This window comes from Pseudomonas sp. CAU 1711, assembly GCF_039888625.1.
GTDB lineage: Bacteria > Pseudomonadota > Gammaproteobacteria > Pseudomonadales > Pseudomonadaceae > Aquipseudomonas.
This window is the reverse complement of sequence record NZ_JBDQQT010000001.1, coordinates 382531-403080: the sequence shown is the minus strand read 5'-3', so window position 1 is coordinate 403080 and position 20550 is coordinate 382531. Positions and strand designations below refer to the sequence as shown.

Here is a 20550-nt window from a genome sequence, read left to right as displayed (position 1 = left end):
CTACTGTTCTCCTCGATTCACTGGGGCGGCGAGCGCTTTGCCCGCCGCCTCCGGCGCCACCGGCTCGCGCCAGGCCACGGCCAGGCCGTTGGCGTAGCGCAGGTCGATGCGCGCGATATTCGCGATCTGCTGCTTGAGCACCTTGTCGTGGATGCTGGCCAGGCGGCGCATCTTGTCGACCAGGTGATCCCGACCCAGGAGGATGTCCACGCCCTGGGCGGTGCTGATAAACCAGCTGCCGTGCTCGCGCAGCTCCAGGCTGCCGATGCTGAAGCCCAGCGGCCGTAGCAGCTGGCTGAGCACCTGGTACTGCTGCATCACCTGCTGCTGGGCGCGCTGCGGCCCGGACAGCAGCGGCAGGTGCTCGTAATTGGCCGCCTCGCGCGGGGCGAAGGCGCGGCCCTGGTTGTTGAGCAGCGCGCCGTCGCCCCAGCGGGCTATGGGCAGCTGCTCTTCCAGGGTGATGGCCACCTGGTCCGGCCACACCCGCCGCACTTCGGCGCGGGCGATCCAGGGCATCCGCTCCAGATCGGTGCGCAGGCCGGTCAGGTCGACGGTGAAGAAGCTGGCCGACACATAGGGCGCGATGCGCTCCTGCACCGCCTGCTGGCTGATGTAGCTGAGCTCGCCCTGCACGCTGACCTTGGCGATCGGCCGGTCGGCGTAGGGCAGCAAGCGCTGGGCGCCCTCGTAGGTGCCGACGCCCAGGGCCAGCAGCAGCAACGGCCAGCCCAGGCGCTTGACCCCGCTGGCCAGGCCGCCGAAATCCGGCTTGGGCAGGCGCGCGGCCAGCGGTTCCTTGGCCACCATCCGGCTGGCGCCACGCGCAGCGATGGGCTGGCGCCGGCTGGCACCCCCGATCGGCTGCGCATGGTGACGGACGGTGGCGACCATGACTCAGCCCCTCGCCTCGACGCTGTCGGCCAGGATGGCCAGCACCAGCTGTTGGAAATCCAGGCCGGCGGCGCGCGCGGCCATCGGCACCAGGCTGTGATCGGTCATGCCCGGCACGGTGTTCACTTCCAGCAGCCAGAACTTGCCGTCGGCGTCCTGCATCACGTCGGCACGGGCCCAACCCTGGGTGCCGACCGCCTCGCAGGCGCGCGCGGTCAGTTCCTTCAGTTCGGCTTCCTTGTCGGCCGACAGGCCGCAGGGGATGCGGTACTGGGTATCGCTGGCCAGGTACTTGGCGTCGTAGTCGTAGAAGGTATGCGGCGTACCCAGGCCGATCGGCGGCAGCACCTGGCCGCGCAGCATGGCGATGGTGAACTCGGGCCCGGCGATCCACTGCTCGACCAGCACCTGGGCATCGTAGCGGGCGGCGTCGCGCCAGGCGGCAATCAGCGCGTCGACGTCGGCGACCTTGGCCATGCCGATGCTGGAGCCCTCGTGGGCCGGCTTGACGATCAGCGGGAAGCCCAGTTCGGCGGCGGCGGCGCGGCAATCCGCCTCGCTGGCCAGCACCGCGTGGTTGGGCGTCGGCAGGCCCAGGCTCAGCCACACGCGCTTGGTGCGCAGCTTGTCCATGGCCAGCGCCGAGGCGAGGATGCCGCTGCCGGTGTAGGGGATGCCGGCGCACTCGAGCAGGCCCTGCATGGAGCCGTCCTCGCCGCCGCGGCCGTGCAGCACGATAAAGGCGCGATCGATCTTCTCGGCGCTCAGACGCTGCAGGAAGTCGTCGCCGACGTCGATGCCGAAGGCATCCACGCCGGCGGCCTGCAGGGCCTGCAGCACGGCGTTGCCGGATTTCAGCGACACCTCGCGCTCGGCGCTCTTGCCGCCGAACAGCACGGCGACGCGGCCGAAGGCCTTGGGATCGAGGGTGGAGTGCAGGCTCATTTCGTCTCCCCCTGGAACAGCGGGTGCTTGATCAGTTGCGGGGCCACGCCGCCGATGTCGCCGGCGCCCTGGCACAGCAGGATGTCGTTCGGCCGCAGCAACGGCTTGATGATCGGCGCCAGGTCGGCGCCACGCTCGACGTAGATCGGGTCGAGCTGGCCGCGCTGGCGGATGCTGTGGGCCAGCTGGCGGCTGTCGGCGCCGGGAATCGGCTCCTCGCCGGCCGGGTAGACCTCCATCAGCAGCAGCACGTTGGCGTCGCCGAGCACCTGGACGAAGTCGTCGTACAGGTCGCGGGTACGGCTGAAACGGTGCGGCTGGTAGAGGATCACCAGGCGGCGCTCCGGCCAGCCGCCGCGCACGGCCTTGATCACCGCGGCGACTTCGCGCGGATGGTGGCCGTAGTCGTCGACCAGCATCACGTTGCCGCCTTCGACCGGTAATTCGCCGTAGACCTGGAAGCGCCGACCGACGCCCTGGAAGCCCGACAGGCCCTGAACGATGGCGGTATCCTCGATGCCCTCGTCGGTGGCGATGGCGATGGTCGCCAGGGCGTTGAGCACATTGTGGTTGCCCGGCATGTTGACCGACACGTCCAGCGGCTCGCGGCCTGGGCGCAGGGCGGTGAAGAAGGTGCGCATGCCTTCCTGGCGCACGTTGATGGCACGCACGTCGGCGTCCTCGGCGAAGCCGTAGGTCACGGTCGGGCGGGCCACCTGCGGCAGCAGCTCGCGCACCACCGGATCGTCCACGCAGAGCACGGCCAGGCCGTAGAACGGCAGGTTGTGGAGGAACTCGACGAAGGTCTTCTTCAGCACGTTGAAGTCGCCGCCGTAGGTGCTCATGTGGTCGGCGTCGATATTGGTGACCACCGAGACCATCGGCTGCAGGTGCAGGAAGCTGGCGTCGCTCTCGTCGGCCTCGGCGATCAGGTAGCGGCTGCTGCCGAGCTGGGCGTTGGTGCCGGCGGCATTCAGGCGGCCACCGATGACGAAGGTCGGGTCCAGGCCGCCGGCGGCGAACACCGAGGCCAGCAGGCTGGTGGTGGTGGTCTTGCCGTGGGTGCCGGCCACGGCCACGCCGTGGCGGTAGCGCATCAGCTCGGCGAGCATCTCGGCGCGCGGTACCACCGGGATGCGCCGATCCAGGGCGGTGGCCACTTCCGGGTTGGCGGTGTTGATGGCGCTGGACACCACCAGCACGTCGGCCTGCTCGGCGTTTTCCGCGCGGTGGCCGATGAAGATGGTGGCGCCGAAGCTTTCCAGGCGCTCGGTCACGGCCGAGGCCTTGAGGTCGGAGCCGGAGACTTCGTAGCCGAGGTTGAGTAGCACCTCGGCGATGCCGCACATGCCGGCGCCGCCGATGCCGACGAAGTGGATGCGGCGGATGCGACGCATGCGGCGGATTTCCGAACGCGCGGCGGCGGGAGACTTAGCCACGGGCCACCTCCAGGCAGATATCGACCACCGTGCGGGTGGCGTCGGGCTTGGCCAGGGTGCGCGCGGTGCGGCCCATGGTCTTGAGTTTGTCTGGGTGCATCAGAACCTCGGTCAACTGCGCGGCGAGCTTGTCCGCGTCGGTCGCATGTTGCGGGAGAAGGATGGCGGCGCCCTCCTTCGCCAGATATTCGGCATTGCGGGTCTGGTGGTCGTCGATCGCGTGCGGCAGCGGCACGAGCAGCGACGGCAGGCCGGCGGCGGCCAGCTCGCTGACGGTCAGCGCGCCGGCGCGGCAGATCACCAGATCGGCCCAGGCGTAGGCCTGCGCCATGTCGCGGATGAAGGGCGCGACCTCGGCTTCGACCGCGACTTGCCGATAACGCTCCGCGGTGACCTGATCGTGCTGCTTGCCGGCCTGGTGGAACACCTTGGGCCGCAGCTCGGCCGGAAGCTTGGCCAGGGCGGCGGGAATCAGCTTGTTCAGCGGCTCGGCGCCCAGGCTGCCGCCCAGCACCAGCAGGCGCGGCTTGCGCCCGACCAGGCTGTCGCGCGGGGTCTCGAGGAACAGCTCCTCGCGCACCGGGTTGCCGGTGGTGCGCAGCTTGTCGGCCTTGCCGAAGGTATTGGGGAAGGCCTCGCACACGCGCTTGGCGAAGGGCGCCAGGCTGCGGTTGGCGGTGCCGGCCACAGCGTTCTGCTCGTGGATCACCAGCGGCGCACCGTTCAGGCGTGCGGCCAGGCCGCCGGGGCCGGTGACAAAACCACCCATGCCGAGCACGCACACCGGCTGCAGCTGGCGCATCACCCGGCGCGCCTGCCACAGCGCCCGCACCAGCTGCAGCGGTGCCTTGAGCAGGGCCAGCTTGCCCTTGCCGCGCAGGCCGGAAACCTGGATCAGGTGCAGCGGCAGCTCGGCCGCCGGCACCAGTTCGTTCTCGATGCCGCGCGGGGTGCCCAGCCAGTGCACGGCATAGCCGCGCGCCTGGAACTCGCGGGCACAGGCCAGGGCCGGGAACACGTGGCCGCCGGTTCCGCCGGCCATGATCAGGACATTACCGCGCATGCTGGGGCTCCTCCGTGTCGAAGAAGTCCGACTCGCTGAATTCGATTTCCTCGCTGCCCAGCGAGGTGCGGCGCTCCCACTCGATGCGCAGGAGCATGGCCAGGCCGATGCAGCAGACGATCAGCGAACTGCCGCCGTAGCTGAGGAACGGCAGGGTCAGGCCCTTGGTCGGCAGCAGGCCGACGTTCACGCCGATATTGATCAGCACCTGGCCGATCCACTGGATGGCGATGCCATAGGCCACGTAGGCGGCGAACAGCTGCTTGGCCTTCTCCGCCCACAGGCCGATGTACAGGGCGCGCACGGCGACGAAGACGAACAGGCCGACGGTGATCAGGGCGCCGACCATGCCCAGCTCCTCGGCCAGCACGGCGAAGACGAAGTCGGTGTGCGCCTCCGGCAGGTAGAACTGCTTCTGGATGCTGTTGCCCAGGCCCACGCCCAGCCACTCGCCACGGCCGAAGGCGATCAGCGCCTGGCTCAGCTGGTAACCGGCGCCGTACTGGTCGGCCCAGGGGTCGACGAAGTTGGTCAGGCGCTCCAGGCGGTAGGCCTGGCTCACCATCACCAGCACGCCGGCGGCCAGCACCACGGCGGCCAGAGGAATGAAGCGCAGCAGGTTGATGCCGCCGAGGAACAGCATGACGATGCACGAGCCGACCAAAACCACTGTGGCGCCGAAGTCCGGCTCGGCCAGCAGCAGCGCGGCCATCGGGCCGAGTACCAGCATCGGCTTGAGGAAGCCGGAGAGTTGCTCGCGCACCTCTTCCTGGCGGCGCACCAGATAGCCGGCGACGAACAGCACGGTGAACAGCTTGGCCAGCTCGGACGGCTGCAGGTTGAACAGGCCGAAGCCGATCCAGCGCTTGGCGCCGTTGACCTCGCGGCCGATGCCGGGGATCAGCACCAGCACCAGCAGGGCGAAGGCGATCAGCAGCAGGCTGGCGCCATGGCGCTGCCAGAACGCCATGGGAATCAGCAGGGTGACCAGCGCCGCGGCGATGCCGATGGCCAGATAGATCAGGTGGCGGGTCATGTGATAGAGCGGGTTGCCCGACAGGGCCGCGGCGACTTCCGAACTGGCCGAGGTGATCATCACCAGGCCCAGGCCGAGCAGGGCCAGGCAACCGGCCAACAGCGGGAAGTCGAGGTCGATGCCGCGGCGGGTGCGCAGCGGCGATGGGGCGGCAAGCAGTCGGGCGAGCAGGCTCATGACAGGGCCTCCGTCGCCTGGGCGAACAGGCGCCCGCGTTCTTCGAAGTTCTTGAACATGTCCAGGCTGGCGCAGGCCGGCGACAGCAGCACGGCATCGCCGCTCTGCGCCAGGGAGGCGGCACGCTGCACGGCCTCGTCCAGGGTCTTCACCCGTACCAGCTGTGCCGCGTCGCCCAGGGCGGCGGCAAGCTGCTCGGCATCGCGGCCGAGCAGCACCACGGCGCGACAGAACCTGGCCACCGGCGCCTTGAGTGCGGAGAAGTCGGCACCCTTGCCGTCGCCACCGGCGATCAGCACCAGCTTGCCGGCGATATCGGCACCCAGGCCTTCGATGGCGGCCAGGGCGGCGCCGACGTTGGTGGCCTTGGAGTCGTCGTAGTAGCCCACGCCGCGATGCTCGCGCACCCACTGGCAGCGGTGCGGCAGGCCGGCGAACTGGCGCAGGGTGTCGAGCATGGCGGCGAACGGCAGGCCCACGGCATGGCCCAGGGCCAGGGCGGCCAGGGCGTTGGACTGGTTGTGCGCGCCGCGAATCTTCAGCTCGGCGGTGGGCATCAGGGTCTCGAACTGGAAGGCCAGGTGCTTGCGCCCACCCTCCTCGATCAGGCCGAAGCGCTTGAAGTCGGGCTTGCCCAGGCCGAAGCTCCAGCACGGCACCTGGTCGGCGATCAGCGGGCGGGACAGGGCGTCGTCACGGTTGACCACCACCTGCCTGGCGCCGCGGAAGATGCGGTGCTTGGCCAGGTGGTACTGGGCCATGCCGTCGTAGCGATCCATATGGTCTTCGCTGATGTTCAGGCAGGTGGCTACCTCGGCACTCAGGCGCTCGGTGGTCTCCAGCTGGAAGCTGGACAGCTCCAGCACATAGAGCTCGACGTCGTCGCTGAGCAGGTCAAGCGCCGGGGTGCCGATATTGCCGCCGACCGCGACCTTCCTGCCGGCCGCCGCTGCCATCTCGCCCACCAGGGTGGTGACGGTGCTCTTGGCGTTGGAGCCGGTGATGGCGACGATCGGCGCCTTGGCGTGGCGGCTGAACAGGTCGATATCGCCGGACATCCGCACCCCACGGGCGGCCACCTCGCGCAGCGCCGGGGTGGCCAGGGCCAGGCCGGGGCTCACGTAGAGCTCCGTGGCGCGGCAGAGGAAGTCGACGTCCAGTTCGCCGCAGCGCACTTCCACTTCGGGATAGTCGCGCCGCAGGGTCGCCAGCTCCGGCGGGTTCGCGCGCGTATCGGCCACGGCGAAGCGCACGCCCTGGCGCGCCAGGAAGCGCACCAGGGACATGCCGCTCTTGCCGAGGCCGACAACGATGCGGAACTGGTCGGAAGCGATCAAAGGCACGCTCTATTACCTCAGTTTCAGGGTGGCCAGGCCGACCAGCACCAGGATCACGGTGATGATCCAGAAGCGCACGATCACGCGCGGCTCCGGCCAGCCCTTGAGTTCGAAGTGGTGGTGGATCGGCGCCATGCGGAACACGCGCTTGCCGGTCAGCTTGAAGCTGGCGACCTGGATCATCACCGACAGTGTCTCCATGACGAACACCCCGCCCATGATGAACAGCACGATCTCCTGGCGCACGATCACGGCGATGGTGCCCAGCGCGGCGCCCAGCGCCAGCGCGCCGACGTCGCCCATGAAGACCTGAGCTGGATAGGTGTTGAACCACAGGAAGCCGAGACCGGCGCCGACCAGCGCGGCGCAGAACACGATCAGCTCGCCGGCGCCCGGCACGTAGGGGATCAGCAGGTATTCGGCGAATTTAATGTTGCCCGACAGGTAGCAGAAGATCGCCAGCGCGCCGGCCACCATCACGGTGGGCAGGATGGCCAGGCCGTCGAGGCCGTCGGTCAGGTTCACCGCGTTGCTGGTGCCGACTATGACGAAGTAGGTCAGCACCACGAAGCCGACGCCCAGCGGCAGCGCCACGTCCTTGAGCAGCGGCACGATCAGGGTGGTCTCCACCGGGCTCTGCGCGGTCATATAGAGGAACACGGCGGCGGCCAGGCCGAACACCGACTGCCAGAAATACTTCCAGCGGCTGGGCAGGCCGCGCGAGTTCTTCTCGATCACCTTGCGGTAGTCGTCGACCCAGCCGATGGCGCCGAACAGCAGGGTGACGGCCAGCACGGTCCACACGTAGCGGTTGGACAGGTCGGCCCAGAGCAGGGTGCTGACGGCGATGGCGGTGAGGATCAGCGCGCCACCCATGGTCGGCGTGCCCTTCTTCGACAGGTGCGACTGCGGACCGTCGTTGCGCACGGCCTGGCCGATCTGGCGGATCTGCAGGGTGCGGATCATCCAGGGCCCGAGCCACAGCGACAGAGCCAGGGCGGTGAGCACGCCGAGAATCCCGCGCAACGTCAGGTACTGGAACACCCCGAAGCCGGTGTGGAACTGTTGCAGGTACTCGGCCAGCAGCAGCAGCATGATTAGTGAGCCTCCCCCGATGCCCGATCCAGCAGTGCGTCGACGACCTTGTCCATCGCCGCGCTGCGCGAGCCTTTAACTAGAATGGTGGTGCCGCCCGATTCGTGGCGAAGTGCCTCGATCAGACTGGCTTGATCGGCGAAATGACGGCCATCGGCACCGAAAGCCGCGACGGCATGCGCCATCAGCGGGCCCACGGCATAGAGTGCGTCGACCTTGCCTGCGGCATGGGCGCCGACGTCGCGATGGCCCTGTTCGGCCCACTCGCCCAGTTCGCCCATGTCTCCCAGCACCAGGACGGTGCGGCCGGAGAAGGCGGCGAGTATATCCACTGCCGCGCACATGGACAGCGGGTTGGCGTTGTAGCTGTCGTCGATCACGCGCAGGCCGTTCGGCGCCAGGCTCGCTACGGCGCGGCCCTTGACCGGCTGCAGGCTCTCCAGCCCGGCCTTGATCCCGACCAGCGGCACGCCGAGGGCATGGGCCGCGGCGGCGGCGGCCAGGGCATTGGCCACGCTGTGTTCGCCGAGCAGGTTGAGCTGGATGCGCGCCTCCCCCGCCACGCCGGCCAGGGCGAAACCGGCGCAGCCGCGGGCATCGCGCCACAGTTCGGCGGCGCGCAGGTCGGCGGACTGCTCGTGGAGGGCGAAGCTCAGCACCCGGCGCCCCTTGGCGCGGGCCTGCCAGGTGGCGAAGGCCTTGTCGTCGCGGTTGAGCACGGCGATTCCGTCGTCGCCCAGGCCCTCGAGAATCTCGCCCTTGGCCTCGACTATCTTGTCCGGCCCGCCGAACTCGCCGACGTGGGCCAGACCGGCATTGGTGATGATGGCCACCTGCGGGCGGGTCAGGCCGACCGTGTAGGCGATCTCGCCGACATGGTTGGCGCCCAGCTCGATCACCGCACCGACATGTTCGGGCGCCAGCTCCAGCAGGGTCAGCGGCGCGCCGAGGTCGTTGTTCAGGTTGCCCCGGGTGGCCAGCACCGGGCCGCCCAGGCCGGCGCGCAGGATGCTGGCGAGCATCTCCTTGACCGTGGTCTTGCCGCTGGAACCGGTGACGGCGGCCAGCGGCTTGTCGAAGGCAGAACGATTGAGCGCGCCGAGCCGGCCCAAGGCGATGCGGGTGTCGCCCACCAGCAGCTGCGGCAGCGGCGCACCCGGCACCTCGCGCTGGACCAGGGCGGCGACGGCCCCCTTGGCGGCGACATCGGCCAGATAGTCGTGACCGTCGAACTTCGGCCCGACCAGGGCGATGAACAGCTGGCCGGCCTCGATCTTGCGGCTGTCGGTGGACACGGCGGAGAACGCCACGTCGGCGCCCAGCACACGGGCCTCCAGGGCCTGGGCCACTTCGCTGAGCAGCAGCGGCTTAAGCATGGGCGACCTCCCAGGCCTGCAGGGCCTTCTGGGTTTCTTCCAGATCGGAGAACGGCTGGCGCACGCCGGCGATCTCCTGGTAGTCCTCGTGGCCCTTGCCGGCCAGCACCACCACATCGCCCACCCGAGCCGTGGCGATCAGCCGGGCGATGGCATCGCCACGGCCATGCACGAAGTCGACAGCCTCGGGCTTGGCGAAGCCGGCGCGAATGTCGGCGACGATCTGCACCGGGTCTTCGCTGCGCGGGTTGTCGTCGGTGACCAGCACGGCATCGGCCAGGCGCTCGGCCACCTGCGCCATCAGCGGGCGCTTGCCGCGATCGCGGTCGCCGCCGCAGCCGAACAGGCACAGCAGGCGGCCGCCGACATGCGGGCGCAGGGCCTCCAGCACCTTCTCCAGGGCATCCGGGGTGTGCGCATAGTCGACCACCACCAGCGGCAGGCGCTCGCCACCGAAGCGCTGCATGCGCCCGACCGGGCCCTGCAGCCTGGGCAGCGCCTGCAGCACCTCGTCCAGCGGATAGCCCAGGCCGAGCAGCGCGCCGACCACGGCCAGCAGGTTGCTCAGGTTGAAACGGCCGAGCAGCGGGCTGCGCAGCAGGCCTTCGCCCTGCGGGGTGACCAGACGCGCGCGCACTCCGTGGTCGTCGAACTGCGCCTCGCGGCAGTACAGATAGGCCGAGGCGTCGCTCAGGCTATAGCCGATCAGGCGCGACTCGCCCTTCTGCGCGGCGAGCCGGCGGCCGAAGTCGTCGTCCAGGTTGATCACCCGGCATTTCAGGTCCGCCCAGGCGAACAGCCTGGCCTTGGCCGCACCGTAGGCCTCCATGCTGCCGTGGTAGTCCAGATGATCGCGCGACAGGTTGGTGAACACCGCCAGGTCGAAGTCCAGCGCCGCCACGCGGCCCTGGTCCAGGCCGTGGGAGGAGACCTCCATGGCCACGGCGCGGGCGCCGGCCTGCTTGAGGTCGGCCAGGGTGGCCTGCACGGCGACCGGGTCCGGGGTGGTGTGGCGACCGCTCTGCAGCGCCTCGTAGAAGCCGGTGCCGAGGGTGCCGACGATGCCGCAGCGCTCGCCGAGCAGGTCCAGGGCCTGGGCCAGCAGCTGGCTGACACTGGTCTTGCCGTTGGTGCCGGTGACGCCGACCAGGCGCAGGGCGCGACTCGGCTCGCCGTAGAAGCGCCCGGCGATGGCCGACAGCTGGCCGACCAGGTTCCTGATCGGCACCAGCTCGGCGCCTTTGGCGCTGACCACGGCGGCGCCCTCGGCCTCGAAGGCGATGGCGGCGGCGCCACGACCGATGGCGTCGGCGATATGGGCGCGGCCGTCCTGGGCCAGGCCCGGCACGGCGAGGAACAGGTCGCCCGGGCGTACCTTGCGGCTGTCCAGGGTCAGTTCGCGAATCAGCACGGCGCTGTTCGCCTGCGGCAACAATTGATTGAGGGGCATGGGCATCAGATTCGCCCTCCCTGGCCGGTAGTGGCAGCGGCGGTCTGCGGCTGCGCCACGGCCGGATCGACCGGCGGCGGCAGGTTGTCGGGAGTGATGTTCATCAGGCGCAGGGAGCCGGCCATCACCTTGCTGAAAACGGGCGCGGAGACCAGGCCGCCGAAGTAGCCGCCTTTGCTCGGTTCGTCGATCACCACCATCATGGCGATGCGCGGGTTGGAGCTCGGCGCGAAGCCGGCGAACATCGAGCGGTAGGCGTTCTCGCGGTAGCCCTTGGTGCCGACGCTGGCCTTGCGCGCAGTGCCGCTCTTGCCGGACACGTGATAGCCCGGCACCTGGGCGCGGAACACCCCGCGCGGCGCCTCGATCACCTGCTGCAGCATGCCCTGCAGGGTCTTGGCCACGTTCTCCGGCACCACCTGGGCGCCGACCGGCTGGCGGTCGACGCGGGTCATGGACAGCGGCAGCACCTGGCCGTTGTTGGCCAGGGTGGCGTAGGCATGGGCCAGCTGGACGGCGGTCACCGACACGCCATAGCCGTAGGACAGGGTGGCGGTCTCGGCCTTGCGCCATTCGCGGTAGCTGGGCAGTTCGCCGACCCGCTCGCCGGGGAAGCCGAGGCCGGTGTCCTGGCCGAAGCCGAGCTTGCTCATCATCTCGTGGATCGACTCGCCGCCGATATCGAAGGCGATCTTGCTCATGCCGACGTTGGACGAGTTGATCAGGATGCCGGTCAGGTCGAGGACCGGGCCCTGGGTCTTGGACACGTCCTTGATGGTGTAGCGGCCGATCTGCAGCGAGCCCGGCCAGACCTCGACCTTGTCCTCCGGCTTCCAGCGCCCGCTCTGCAGGGCGGCGGCCATGGAGATCGGCTTCATGGTCGAGCCGGGCTCGAACACGTCGATCATGGCGCGGTTGCGCATGGCCGCCGGCTGCAAGCTGCGGCGATTGTTCGGGTTGTAGGAAGGCTGGTTGACCATGGCCAGCACCTCGCCGGTCTTGACGTCGATCATCACCAGGCTGCCGGCCTTGGCACCCTGCTCGATCAGCGCGTTGCGCAGCTCGCGGTGGGCCAGGTACTGCAGGCGCAGGTCGATGGACAGGGCCAGGGTCTTGCCGGCCTTGGCGTTCTGCGCCACCTGCACGTCCTTGATCAGGCGGCCGCGGCGATCCTTGAGCACCTGGCGCTTGCCCGGCACGCCGGCCAGCCATTCCTCGAAGGCCAGCTCGACGCCCTCGCGGCCGCGGTCGTCGATGTCGGTGAAGCCGACCACATGGGCGGTGACCTCGCCGGCCGGATAGAAGCGGCGGAACTCTTCCAGGCCGTATACGCCGGGCACCTTGAGATCGAGGATGCGCTGCCCCTGCTCCGGGGTGAGGCCGCGCACCAGATAGATGAACTCGCGCTCCTGGGCCTGGGTCAGGCGCTGGGCGAAGGACTTGGGCTCCTGCCCCAAGGCGGCGGCCAGGTCGGCCCAGCGCTCCTGGGCCTTGAACAGCTCCTTGCCGTTGGCCCACAGGGTGGTCACCGGGGTGCTGACGGCCAGCGGCTCGCCGTTGCGGTCGGTGATCAGGCCGCGGTGCGCCGGAATCGGGATATGCCGCACGCTGCGCGCGTCGCCGTGGGCCTTGAGGAAGTCCTGGTCGATCACGTGCAGGTCGACGATGCGCCAGGCGATGGCACCAACCATCAGCGCCAGCAGGGCCAGCACCAGGCGGAAGCGCCAGGGATAGAGCGCGCCTTCGAGCCCGATCATGGCGCCACCATCCGCACTTCGCTCGGCTCGGGCACACGCATGCGCAGCTGGCCGGCGGCCAGCGCCTCGATGCGGCTGGGCGCGGTCCAGGTGCTCTGCTCCAGCACCAGGCGCCCCCACTCGGCCTGCGCCTTGTCGCGCACGCTGAGCTCGGCGTACAGCGCGTTGAGCAGCTGGCGGTTCCAGTGCGCGCTGTAGGACACGGCGATGGCCGACAGCAGCACGCCGCCGAACAGCACGGCCAGCAGCAGGCTGCCGGGCGGCAGGGGCTTGGCGTACAGGCGGCTCACCGCAGCTTCTCCGCCACACGCATCACCGCGCTGCGCGAGCGCGGGTTGGCCTTGACCTCGGCATCGCCGGCGTAGATCGGCTTGCCCAGGAGTTTCAGGCGCGGCTCGAAGGCCTTGGGAATGATCGGCAGATCACGCGGCAGCTTGTCCGCCTCGCCTTTGGCCTGACGCTTCATGAATTGCTTGACGATGCGGTCTTCCAGCGAATGGAAGCTGATCACCACCAGACGACCACCGACCGCCAGCACCTCCAGCGCGGCGTCCAGGCCGCGCTCCAGGTCGCCCAGCTCGTTGTTGACGTGGATGCGCAGGCCCTGGAAGGCGCGGGTCGCCGGATGCTTGCCCTTCTCCCAGGCCGGATTGGCGTCGGTCAGCACCTGGGCCAGGTCGGCGGTGCGCTCGAACGGCTGCTGTGCGCGGCGCTGCACCACGGCGCGGGCCATGCGCTTGGCGAAGCGCTCCTCGCCGTAGTCCTTGAACACCCGGGCGATCTCGTCCTCGTCGGCGGTGGCGATGAACTGCGCGGCGCTGATGCCGACGCCCGGGTTCATGCGCATGTCCAGCGGACCGTCGTTGAGGAAACTGAAGCCACGCTCGGCATCGTCCAGCTGCGGCGAGGACACGCCGAGGTCGAGCAGCAGGCCGTCGACCTTGCCGACCAGGCCCCGCGCGGCGGCCTCCTCGCCCAACTCGGCGAAGCTGCGCTGCACAACGACGAAGCGGCCGTCTTCGGCCGCCAGTGCATTCCCCGTTGCGATCGCCTGCGGATCCTTGTCGAACCCGAGCAGGCGCCCCGCTGCCCCGAGGCCCTGCAGGATCAACCTGCTGTGCCCCCCTCTACCAAAGGTGCCATCCAGGTAGCAGCCGCCTTCGCGCACGGCGAGGGCCTCGACGGCCTCGTCGAGCAGCACGGTGATATGGCGGTAGCTGCTGGTCATGGTCACAGGATCAGGTCACGTAGGTCGTCCGGCAGGGCGCCGGGTTGTTTGATGGCTGCCAGGTCCGCATCGGCAAGTGCGTTCCAGGCCTCTTCGTTCCACAGTTGGAATTTGTTCAGCTGGCCGACCAGCATCGCATGCTTGTCCAGGCCGGCATGGGCGCGTAGGCGCGGCGGCACCAGGAAGCGGCCGCTGCCGTCCAGTTCGATGTCCACGGCATTGCCGATCAGCAGGCGCTGCAGGCGACGGGTCTCTTCGCGCAGCGACGGCAGGTCGCGCAGTTTGGCCTCGATCAGCTCCCACTCCGGCAGGGGGTAGACGCACAGGCAGGGATCGACGGCATCGATGGTGACGATGAGCTGGCCGCCACAACGCACAACGAGCTCGTCGCGATACCGGCTCGGCATCGCGAGTCGCCCTTTGGCGTCGAGACTGATGGCGTTAGCTCCACGAAACAAGGCTGCGCTTCCCCACTCTGATTAGCTTTCCGTGCCCCTTTGACCCACTTTTTTCCACTTTGTGCCACTTCGGCACACTATAGGAACGCAGAAGCCTTAGCGTCAAGGCGCGCCAACTCAGAAAAATCCTTACGGGACGGTGATTTAGCGAACTAAGGAGGGGCTTTGCAGGGACAAGGAGAGGCTATTTCGCAGGCGAATTTCTGCCACCTCATGAAGCTGAACTTCAAAGTTAAAGTGATTTCTTAAGAGTAAGATTTTTTTGGTATTGAGAAGCGAAGCAGATAGAAGAGAAAGGAGGAGAGTCGATCTGTAAGCCGGGTTCTGTCGAGGACAGTCATTCCTCTACGACGCACATCGCTGTACGCCTCTAGCAACCTACCCGGTTCCAGCGCGGGCCACGCCGATGGAACCCTATTTGGTCTTGCTCCGAGTGGGGTTTACCTAGCCACGGACTGTTGCCAGCCGTGCGGTGCGCTCTTACCGCACCTTTTCACCCTTACCGGCACTCGCGTGCTTAGGCGGTTGTTTTCTGTGGCACTTTCCGTAGGCTCGCGCCTCCCAGGCGTTACCTGGCACTCCGCCCTATGGAGCCCGGACTTTCCTCCCCCTTCTTGCGAAGGCAGCGACTGTCCGATCGACTCTCCGCCGCCAAGGGTAACGGGAGCAGCCACAAGCGGCAAGCTTCAAGCCGCAAGCGAGGGCCCGTCCAGCCCGACTTTTACTTGCAGCGTGTAGCTCAGAGCTGGCGCGTCAGCGCCACCTGGTACAACAGGTTCTTGCGCACGCCGGTGATCTCCGCCGCCAGCGCCGCCGCACGCTTGAGCGGCAACTCGGCGAGCAGCAGGTCGAGCACGCGCAGCGCCTCGCCGCTGACCGCCTCCTCGCCTTCCGGCGCCTGCCAGCCGGCGACCAGGACCACGCACTCGCCGCGCTGCTGGTTGCTGTCGGCCGCCACCCAGTCGTGCAGTTCGCCCAGCGGCAGGCCCTTGAGGGTCTCGAAGGTCTTGGTCAGCTCACGCCCCAGCACCGCCATGCGCTCGGCACCGAACACATCACGCATATCGGCCAGGGACTCCAGCAGGCGATGCGGCGCCTCGTAATAGATGAGGGTGCGACCATCTTCCCTGACCTGTTCCAGGCGCGTGCGGCGCCCCACCGCCTTGGCCGGCAGGAAACCTTCGAAGGCGAAGCGGTCCGACGGCAACCCGGCCGCCGACAGCGCGGCGACCAGCGCACAGGCCCCCGGCACCGGCACCACGCGGATGCCGGCGGCGCGGGCCGCGCGCACCAGATGGAAGCCGGGGTCGGAAATCAGCGGCGTGCCGGCATCGGAGATCAGCGCCACATCCTCGCCGGCCTGCAGGCGCGCCAGGAAGCGCCCACCCTGGTCGCGCTCGTTGTGCTCGTGGCAGGCGGCCAGCGGCGTGCCGATGCCGAAGTGCTGCAGCAGCCGCGCCGAGTGACGGGTGTCCTCGGCGGCGATCAGCGCCACCTCGGCGAGGACGCGCAGCGCCCGCGCACTGATGTCATCGAGATTACCGATGGGCGTGGCGACCACATAGAGAGTGCCGCCGGCGGCGGATGGTACGGAAGCGCTCACGGACAGCCCTCGGAAAACGGAAAACGCGCATTGTAGCCCGTTTCACGGCGGCGACATCGCGCCTGGGGCGGTGCTTGGGTACAATCCGCCCTTCCTTTAGATCAGTACCGGGAACGTATCCAGATGATCGCCTGCCTGCGCCCGCTCTCCGCACTCTGCCTCGCCGGCCTGCTCGCCGCCTGCGCCGGCTCGCCCTCGTCCAGCCTCGGTGAACTGCCGCGTACGCCCCAGGCCAGCATCGACCAACTGCTGCAACAGGCCAGCACCAGCGAGCCTCAGCAGGCGGCCCTGCTGCGCCTGTCGGCCGCCGACCAGGCCTGGCGCCAGCAGGACATCGGCCGCGCCACACGCATTCTCGACGAAGTCGCGCTGGACGGTCTGAAGCCGGCCCAGCAGGTGTTCGCCGTCACCCTGGAGGCCGAGCTGGCGATGGCCCGCAACAAGCCGAAGAGCGCGCTCAAGGCCCTGCAGCACCCGAGCCTGGAGCGCCTGGGCGAGCTGCCGGTCGAGCAGCAGATCCGCAGCCAGCTGGTCCGCGCCCGCGCCCTGGAGGCCGACGGCCAGGCCCTGGCCGCCGCCCGCGAGCGAGTCTTCATCGCCCCCCTGCTCTCCGGCAAGGCCGCCCTGAACAACCACGAGGCCATCTGGAGCCTGGTCTCCAGCCTGCCGCAGAGCCAGCTGAGCGCCTCCGGCGACAGCGACCTGGACGGCTGGTTGAGCCTGGCCCTGGCCACCAAGAGCGCCGGCACCCCGGATCAGCAACTGGCCGCCATCGACGCCTGGAAGCGCCAGCACCCCGAGCACCCGGCCGCCGAACAGCCGCCGCAGGCCCTGAGCAAGCTCGAGGAGCTGGCCGGACAGCCGCTGCAGAAGATCGCCCTGCTGCTGCCGCAGGAAGGCCAGCTGGCCGCCGTGGCCCGCGCCCTGCGCGACGGCTTCCTGGCAGCCCACTACCAGGCCCAGCAGGCCGGACAGAATCCGCCGGAAGTGCTGCTCTACGACAGCTCGCGCCTGAGCTCCCTGGACGACTTCTATCGCCAGGCCCAGGCCGACGGCGCGCAACTGGTGGTCGGCCCGCTGGAGAAGCCGCTGGTCAAGCAGCTCAGCGAGCGACCGCAACTGCCGCTGACCACCCTGGCCCTGAACTACAGCGACGCCGGCCGCGAGACGCCGGCCCAGCTGTTCCAGTTCGGCCTGGCCGCCGAAGACGAGGCCCGCGAGGTAGCGCGCCGCGCCTGGGCCGACGGCATGCGCAGCGCCGTGGCCCTGGTGCCGCGCGGCGAGTGGGGCAATCGCGTGCTGGCGGCTTTCCAGCAGAACTGGCAGGCCGCCGGCGGCAGCCTGATCGCCGCCGAGCACGTCGACCAACCGGTGGAACTGGCCCGACAGATCGCCGACCTGCTCCAGCTGCGCCAGAGCGAAACCCGCGCCAAGCGCCTGCAGAACACCCTGGGCAGCCAACTGGCCGCTCTGCCGGCACGACGCCAGGACATCGACTTCATCTTCCTCGCCGCCACCCCGCAGCAGGCCCAGCAGATCAAGCCGACCCTGGCCTTCCAGTACGCCGGCGACCTGCCGGTCTACGCCACCTCCCACCTCTATACCGGCGGCCATAACCCGACCCAGTACCAGGACCTGGAGGGCATTCGCTTCTGCGAGACCCCCTGGCTGCTGGACGCCAACGATCCACTGCGCCAGCAGGTCGACCGCCAGTGGCCGCAGGCCGCCGGCAGCCTGGGCCGCCTGTACGCCATGGGCGTCGACGCCTTCCGCCTGGCACCGCGCCTGAGCCAGCTCAAGGCCCTGCCGGACAGCCGCGTCGAAGGCCTTTCCGGCAGCCTCAGCCTGAACCAGAGCCAGCGCATCGAGCGCCAGCTGCCCTGGGCCGAGTTCCGCGGCGGCCAGGTGCAGCGCCTGCCGGATGTCGTCTATCAGTAAGCCCCAGGACAGCGGCCGCGCCGCCGAGGCGCTGGCCCGCGAGCACCTGCAGCGTCAGGGCCTGCGCCTGCTGGCGCAGAACTGGCGCTGCCGCGGCGGCGAGCTGGACCTGATCATGCTCGACGGCGACACCCTGGTCTTCGTCGAGGTGCGCTACCGCAGCCACGCCGCCTGGGGCGGCGCCCTGGAAAGCATCGACGCGCGCAAGCGCCAGCGCCTGATCCTCGCCGCCGGGCAGTTCCTGCAGCGCGAGAGCCGCTGGCGCGACCGGCCCTGCCGCTTCGACGTGGTGGCGCTCGGCCCCGAGGGCGCCGTGCCGAACTGGCTGCGCAATGCCTTCGAAAGCTGAATCGCGCCGATCGAGGATTTCTAGTCGACACACCGCGCCGGCTCGGGTAAAAACCGCTGCAACTTCGCTATTTCCCGGCTGTCTCAGCCAGCACACCTAAGGTTCGCCCCATGGACATGCAATCCCGAATCCGCCAGATGTTCCAGGCCAGCATCGACACCAAGCAGCAGGCCATGGACGTGCTGGTGCCCTTCATCGAACACGCCAGCACGGTGATGGTCCATTCGCTGCTCAACGAGGGCAAGATCCTCTCCTGCGGCAATGGCGGCTCGGCCGGCGACTCGCAGCACTTCTCCTCGGAGCTGCTCAATCGCTTCGAGCGCGAGCGCCCGAGCCTGCCAGCCATCGCCCTGACCACCGACAGCTCGACCATCACCTCGATCGCCAACGACTACAGCTACAACGAGGTGTTCTCCAAGCAGATCCGCGCCCTCGGCCGCCCCGGCGACGTGTTGCTGGCGATCTCCACCAGCGGCAACTCGGCCAACGTGATCCAGGCCATCCAGGCCGCCCACGACCGCGAGATGACCGTGGTCGCCCTGACCGGCCGCGACGGCGGCGGCATGGCCTCGCTGCTGCTGCCGGAGGACGTGGAGATCCGCGTGCCGTCCAAGGTCACCGCGCGCATCCAGGAGGTGCACCTGCTGGTGATCCACTGCCTGTGCGACCTGATCGACCGTCAACTGTTCGGGAGCGAAGAATGACCCGCAATGCCCTGATCCTCGCCCTCGCCCTCGGCCTCGTGCTGGGCGGCTGCAGCAACCGCAGCATCGGCAACAAGATCGACGACCAGTTCCTCGAACCGGACGTGGCCAACAACATCTCGCGCAGCCACGCCGACCTGACCTCGCCCACCTCCCACGTGGTGGTGACCGCCTACAACGGCGTGATCCTGCTGGCCGGGCAGACCCCGCGCGCCGAGCTCAAGGAAAAGGCCGGCCAAGTCGCACGCAACGTGCAGGGCGTGACCAAGGTGCACAACGAACTGCAGGTGCTGCCGCCCAGCTCACTGGCCGCGCGCAGCAGCGACACGGCGCTGACCACCAAGATCAAGACGCAGATGCTGTTCGACAGCCAGGTGCCGAGCGCACGGGTCAAGGTGGTGACCGAGAACGGCATCGTCTACCTGATGGGCCTGGTCACCCGCGCCGAAGGGGCCGCCGCCACCCGCGTGGTGCAGAGCGTGTCCGGCGTGCAGAAGATCGTGCAGCTGTACCAGTACACCAACTAGGCAGCTGCAAGCCACAAGCTTCAAGCCTCAAGCAAAAAACGGGCGCCATCGGCGCCCGTTTTTTGTTGCCTCTACTTGCGGCTTGCAGCTTGAAGCTTATCGCTGCGCCTATTTGACCACCTTGAGGCTGGGCCGCCCGCTGGGACGCGGCGGCTCGCCGCCGGACGGGCCATCGCCATCCGGCTCCGGCCCCTCGTCCTCGTCGTCGACCGGAGGCTCCAGCTCGAAGACCATGCCCTGGCCGTTCTCCCGCGCGTAGATCGCCAGCATGGCGCCGGCCGGGATGAACAGGCTGTGGGCCACACCGCCGAAGCGCCCCTCGAAGCTGACCGCCTCGTTGTCCATATGCAGGTTGCGCACGGCGCTGGGCGACACGTTGAGCACGATCTGGCCGTCGTTGGCGTAACCGGCCGGCACCCGTACGCCCGGATACTCGGCATTGACCAGCAGATGTGGCGTGCAGTCGTTGTCGACTATCCACTCGTAGAGTGCGCGCACCAGGTAGGGACGACTGGAATTCATCTCGGCTCTCCTCGGCTCAGCGCATATCACGCTCGACGGTGGACAGGCTGGCCTGGAAGGCCTCGCGGGCGAACATCCGCTCCATGTAGTCCAGCAGCGGCTTGGCCGGGCGCGGCAACTCGATCCCCAGCTGCGGCAGGCGCCAGAGGATGGGCAGCAGGCAACAGTCCACCAGGCTCATCTCCTCGCTGAGGAAGAACGGCTTGTCGGCGAACAGCGGCGACACGCCGGTCAGGCTCTCGCGCAGCTCCTTGCGGGCCAGCGCCTTGTCGGCGTCCTTGGCGCGCGCATCGAGGATGCGATCGACCAGCTGACACCAGTCGCGCTGAATGCGGTGCATCAGCAGCCGACTATTGGCCCTGGCCACAGGATACACCGGCAACAACGGCGGATGCGGGTAACGCTCGTCGAGGTACTCCATCACCACGGTGGACTCGTACAGCGCCAGATCGCGGTCGACCAGGGTCGGCAGACTGCCGTAGGGGTTCACTTCGGCCAGCTTGGCCGGGCAACGCCCGGCCTGCACCTCGATGATCTCGGCGGCGACGCCCTTCTCGGCCAGCACCAGGCGCACGCGATGGGAATAGTGGTCGGCGGGGTCGGAATAGCAGGCCAGCTTATTGGTGGCGGCCATGGCGCCCTCCTAGAAAAG

At 68.8% G+C, this 20550-nt stretch carries 20 protein-coding genes and 1 other RNA gene; 4 read left to right on the top strand and 17 right to left on the bottom strand.

The genetic code is table 11. The features are described from left to right. The 15 genes from AAFN46_RS01785 to rsmI all read right to left on the bottom strand — a co-directional run bounded on the left by AAFN46_RS01785 (window position 1) and on the right by rsmI (window position 15858). Window positions 1-894, bottom strand: a complete 894-nt coding sequence (locus tag AAFN46_RS01785) for a cell division protein FtsQ/DivIB (RefSeq protein ID WP_347806961.1) — start codon at window positions 892-894, stop codon at window positions 1-3. A 3-nt stretch (window positions 895-897) separates the two neighbouring features. Next, entirely contained in the window at window positions 898-1839 is a 942-nt protein-coding gene (locus tag AAFN46_RS01780; RefSeq protein ID WP_347806960.1) for a D-alanine--D-alanine ligase, read from the bottom strand. Continuing rightward, a complete protein-coding gene (murC, locus tag AAFN46_RS01775; RefSeq protein WP_347807011.1) occupies window positions 1836-3236 on the bottom strand; it encodes a UDP-N-acetylmuramate--L-alanine ligase in 1401 nt (466 codons plus the stop codon). The genes AAFN46_RS01780 and murC overlap by 4 nt, the downstream gene beginning before the upstream one ends. A gap of 34 nt (window positions 3237-3270) precedes the next feature. Then, window positions 3271-4341, bottom strand: coding sequence for an undecaprenyldiphospho-muramoylpentapeptide beta-N-acetylglucosaminyltransferase (gene murG / locus AAFN46_RS01770; RefSeq protein ID WP_347806959.1), 1071 nt, complete (start codon window positions 4339-4341; stop codon window positions 3271-3273). Continuing rightward, entirely contained in the window at window positions 4331-5554 is a 1224-nt protein-coding gene (gene ftsW / locus AAFN46_RS01765; RefSeq protein ID WP_347806958.1) for a putative lipid II flippase FtsW, read from the bottom strand. The genes murG and ftsW overlap by 11 nt, the downstream gene beginning before the upstream one ends. Continuing rightward, a complete protein-coding gene (gene murD / locus AAFN46_RS01760) occupies window positions 5551-6897 on the bottom strand; it encodes a UDP-N-acetylmuramoyl-L-alanine--D-glutamate ligase (protein WP_347806957.1) in 1347 nt (448 codons plus the stop codon). The genes ftsW and murD overlap by 4 nt, the downstream gene beginning before the upstream one ends. Window positions 6898-6903: 6 nt before the next feature. Further along, window positions 6904-7986: a phospho-N-acetylmuramoyl-pentapeptide-transferase gene (gene mraY / locus AAFN46_RS01755; protein WP_347806956.1), complete on the bottom strand. Its 1083-nt coding sequence runs from the start codon at window positions 7984-7986 to the stop codon at window positions 6904-6906. Between the two features lie 2 nt (window positions 7987-7988). Next, window positions 7989-9362, bottom strand: a complete 1374-nt coding sequence (gene murF / locus AAFN46_RS01750; RefSeq protein WP_347806955.1) for a UDP-N-acetylmuramoyl-tripeptide--D-alanyl-D-alanine ligase — start codon at window positions 9360-9362, stop codon at window positions 7989-7991. After that, window positions 9355-10818: a UDP-N-acetylmuramoyl-L-alanyl-D-glutamate--2,6-diaminopimelate ligase gene (gene murE / locus AAFN46_RS01745; protein ID WP_347806954.1), complete on the bottom strand. Its 1464-nt coding sequence runs from the start codon at window positions 10816-10818 to the stop codon at window positions 9355-9357. The genes murF and murE overlap by 8 nt, the downstream gene beginning before the upstream one ends. Continuing rightward, window positions 10818-12569 carry a penicillin-binding transpeptidase domain-containing protein gene (locus AAFN46_RS01740; protein WP_347806953.1) on the bottom strand — a complete coding sequence of 584 codons (1752 nt, stop codon included), beginning with the start codon at window positions 12567-12569 and terminating at the stop codon, window positions 10818-10820. Before AAFN46_RS01740 ends, murE begins: the two co-directional genes overlap by 1 nt. Continuing rightward, window positions 12566-12859, bottom strand: coding sequence for a cell division protein FtsL (gene ftsL / locus AAFN46_RS01735; RefSeq protein WP_347806952.1), 294 nt, complete (start codon window positions 12857-12859; stop codon window positions 12566-12568). The genes AAFN46_RS01740 and ftsL overlap by 4 nt, the downstream gene beginning before the upstream one ends. After that, complete coding sequence (gene rsmH, locus AAFN46_RS01730; protein WP_347806951.1) at window positions 12856-13797, bottom strand: 16S rRNA (cytosine(1402)-N(4))-methyltransferase RsmH; 942 nt, start codon at window positions 13795-13797, stop codon at window positions 12856-12858. The genes ftsL and rsmH overlap by 4 nt, the downstream gene beginning before the upstream one ends. A 2-nt stretch (window positions 13798-13799) precedes the next feature. Beyond that, window positions 13800-14255 (bottom strand): division/cell wall cluster transcriptional repressor MraZ, encoded by a 456-nt coding sequence (mraZ, locus tag AAFN46_RS01725; protein WP_347806950.1) that lies wholly within the window; start codon window positions 14253-14255, stop codon window positions 13800-13802. 297 nt (window positions 14256-14552) lie between these two features. Beyond that, an RNA gene (rnpB, locus tag AAFN46_RS01720) (RNase P RNA component class A) lies at window positions 14553-14900 on the bottom strand. Window positions 14901-14994: 94 nt separating this feature from the next. Further along, on the bottom strand, window positions 14995-15858 hold the full coding sequence (rsmI, locus tag AAFN46_RS01715) for a 16S rRNA (cytidine(1402)-2'-O)-methyltransferase (protein ID WP_347806949.1): 864 nt from the start codon (window positions 15856-15858) through the stop codon (window positions 14995-14997). A gap of 123 nt (window positions 15859-15981) precedes the next feature. On the opposite strand from rsmI, the gene AAFN46_RS01710 reads away from it, so the two are divergent. From AAFN46_RS01710 to AAFN46_RS01695, 4 genes are all read left to right on the top strand, one after another. After that, complete coding sequence (locus AAFN46_RS01710; RefSeq protein WP_347806948.1) at window positions 15982-17796, top strand: penicillin-binding protein activator; 1815 nt, start codon at window positions 15982-15984, stop codon at window positions 17794-17796. Beyond that, window positions 17780-18145 carry a YraN family protein gene (locus AAFN46_RS01705; protein WP_347806947.1) on the top strand — a complete coding sequence of 122 codons (366 nt, stop codon included), beginning with the start codon at window positions 17780-17782 and terminating at the stop codon, window positions 18143-18145. The genes AAFN46_RS01710 and AAFN46_RS01705 overlap by 17 nt, the downstream gene beginning before the upstream one ends. Window positions 18146-18255: 110 nt before the next feature. Next, on the top strand, window positions 18256-18849 hold the full coding sequence (locus AAFN46_RS01700) for a phosphoheptose isomerase (protein ID WP_347806946.1): 594 nt from the start codon (window positions 18256-18258) through the stop codon (window positions 18847-18849). Continuing rightward, window positions 18846-19376 (top strand): BON domain-containing protein, encoded by a 531-nt coding sequence (locus AAFN46_RS01695; protein WP_347806945.1) that lies wholly within the window; start codon window positions 18846-18848, stop codon window positions 19374-19376. Before AAFN46_RS01700 ends, AAFN46_RS01695 begins: the two co-directional genes overlap by 4 nt. Before the next feature lie 108 nt (window positions 19377-19484). On the opposite strand, the gene AAFN46_RS01690 is transcribed toward AAFN46_RS01695, so the two are convergent. After that, window positions 19485-19898 carry a ClpXP protease specificity-enhancing factor gene (locus AAFN46_RS01690; protein WP_347806944.1) on the bottom strand — a complete coding sequence of 138 codons (414 nt, stop codon included), beginning with the start codon at window positions 19896-19898 and terminating at the stop codon, window positions 19485-19487. A gap of 16 nt (window positions 19899-19914) precedes the next feature. Continuing rightward, entirely contained in the window at window positions 19915-20532 is a 618-nt protein-coding gene (locus tag AAFN46_RS01685) for a glutathione S-transferase N-terminal domain-containing protein (protein WP_347806943.1), read from the bottom strand. Between the last annotated feature and the right edge of the window lie 18 nt (window positions 20533-20550).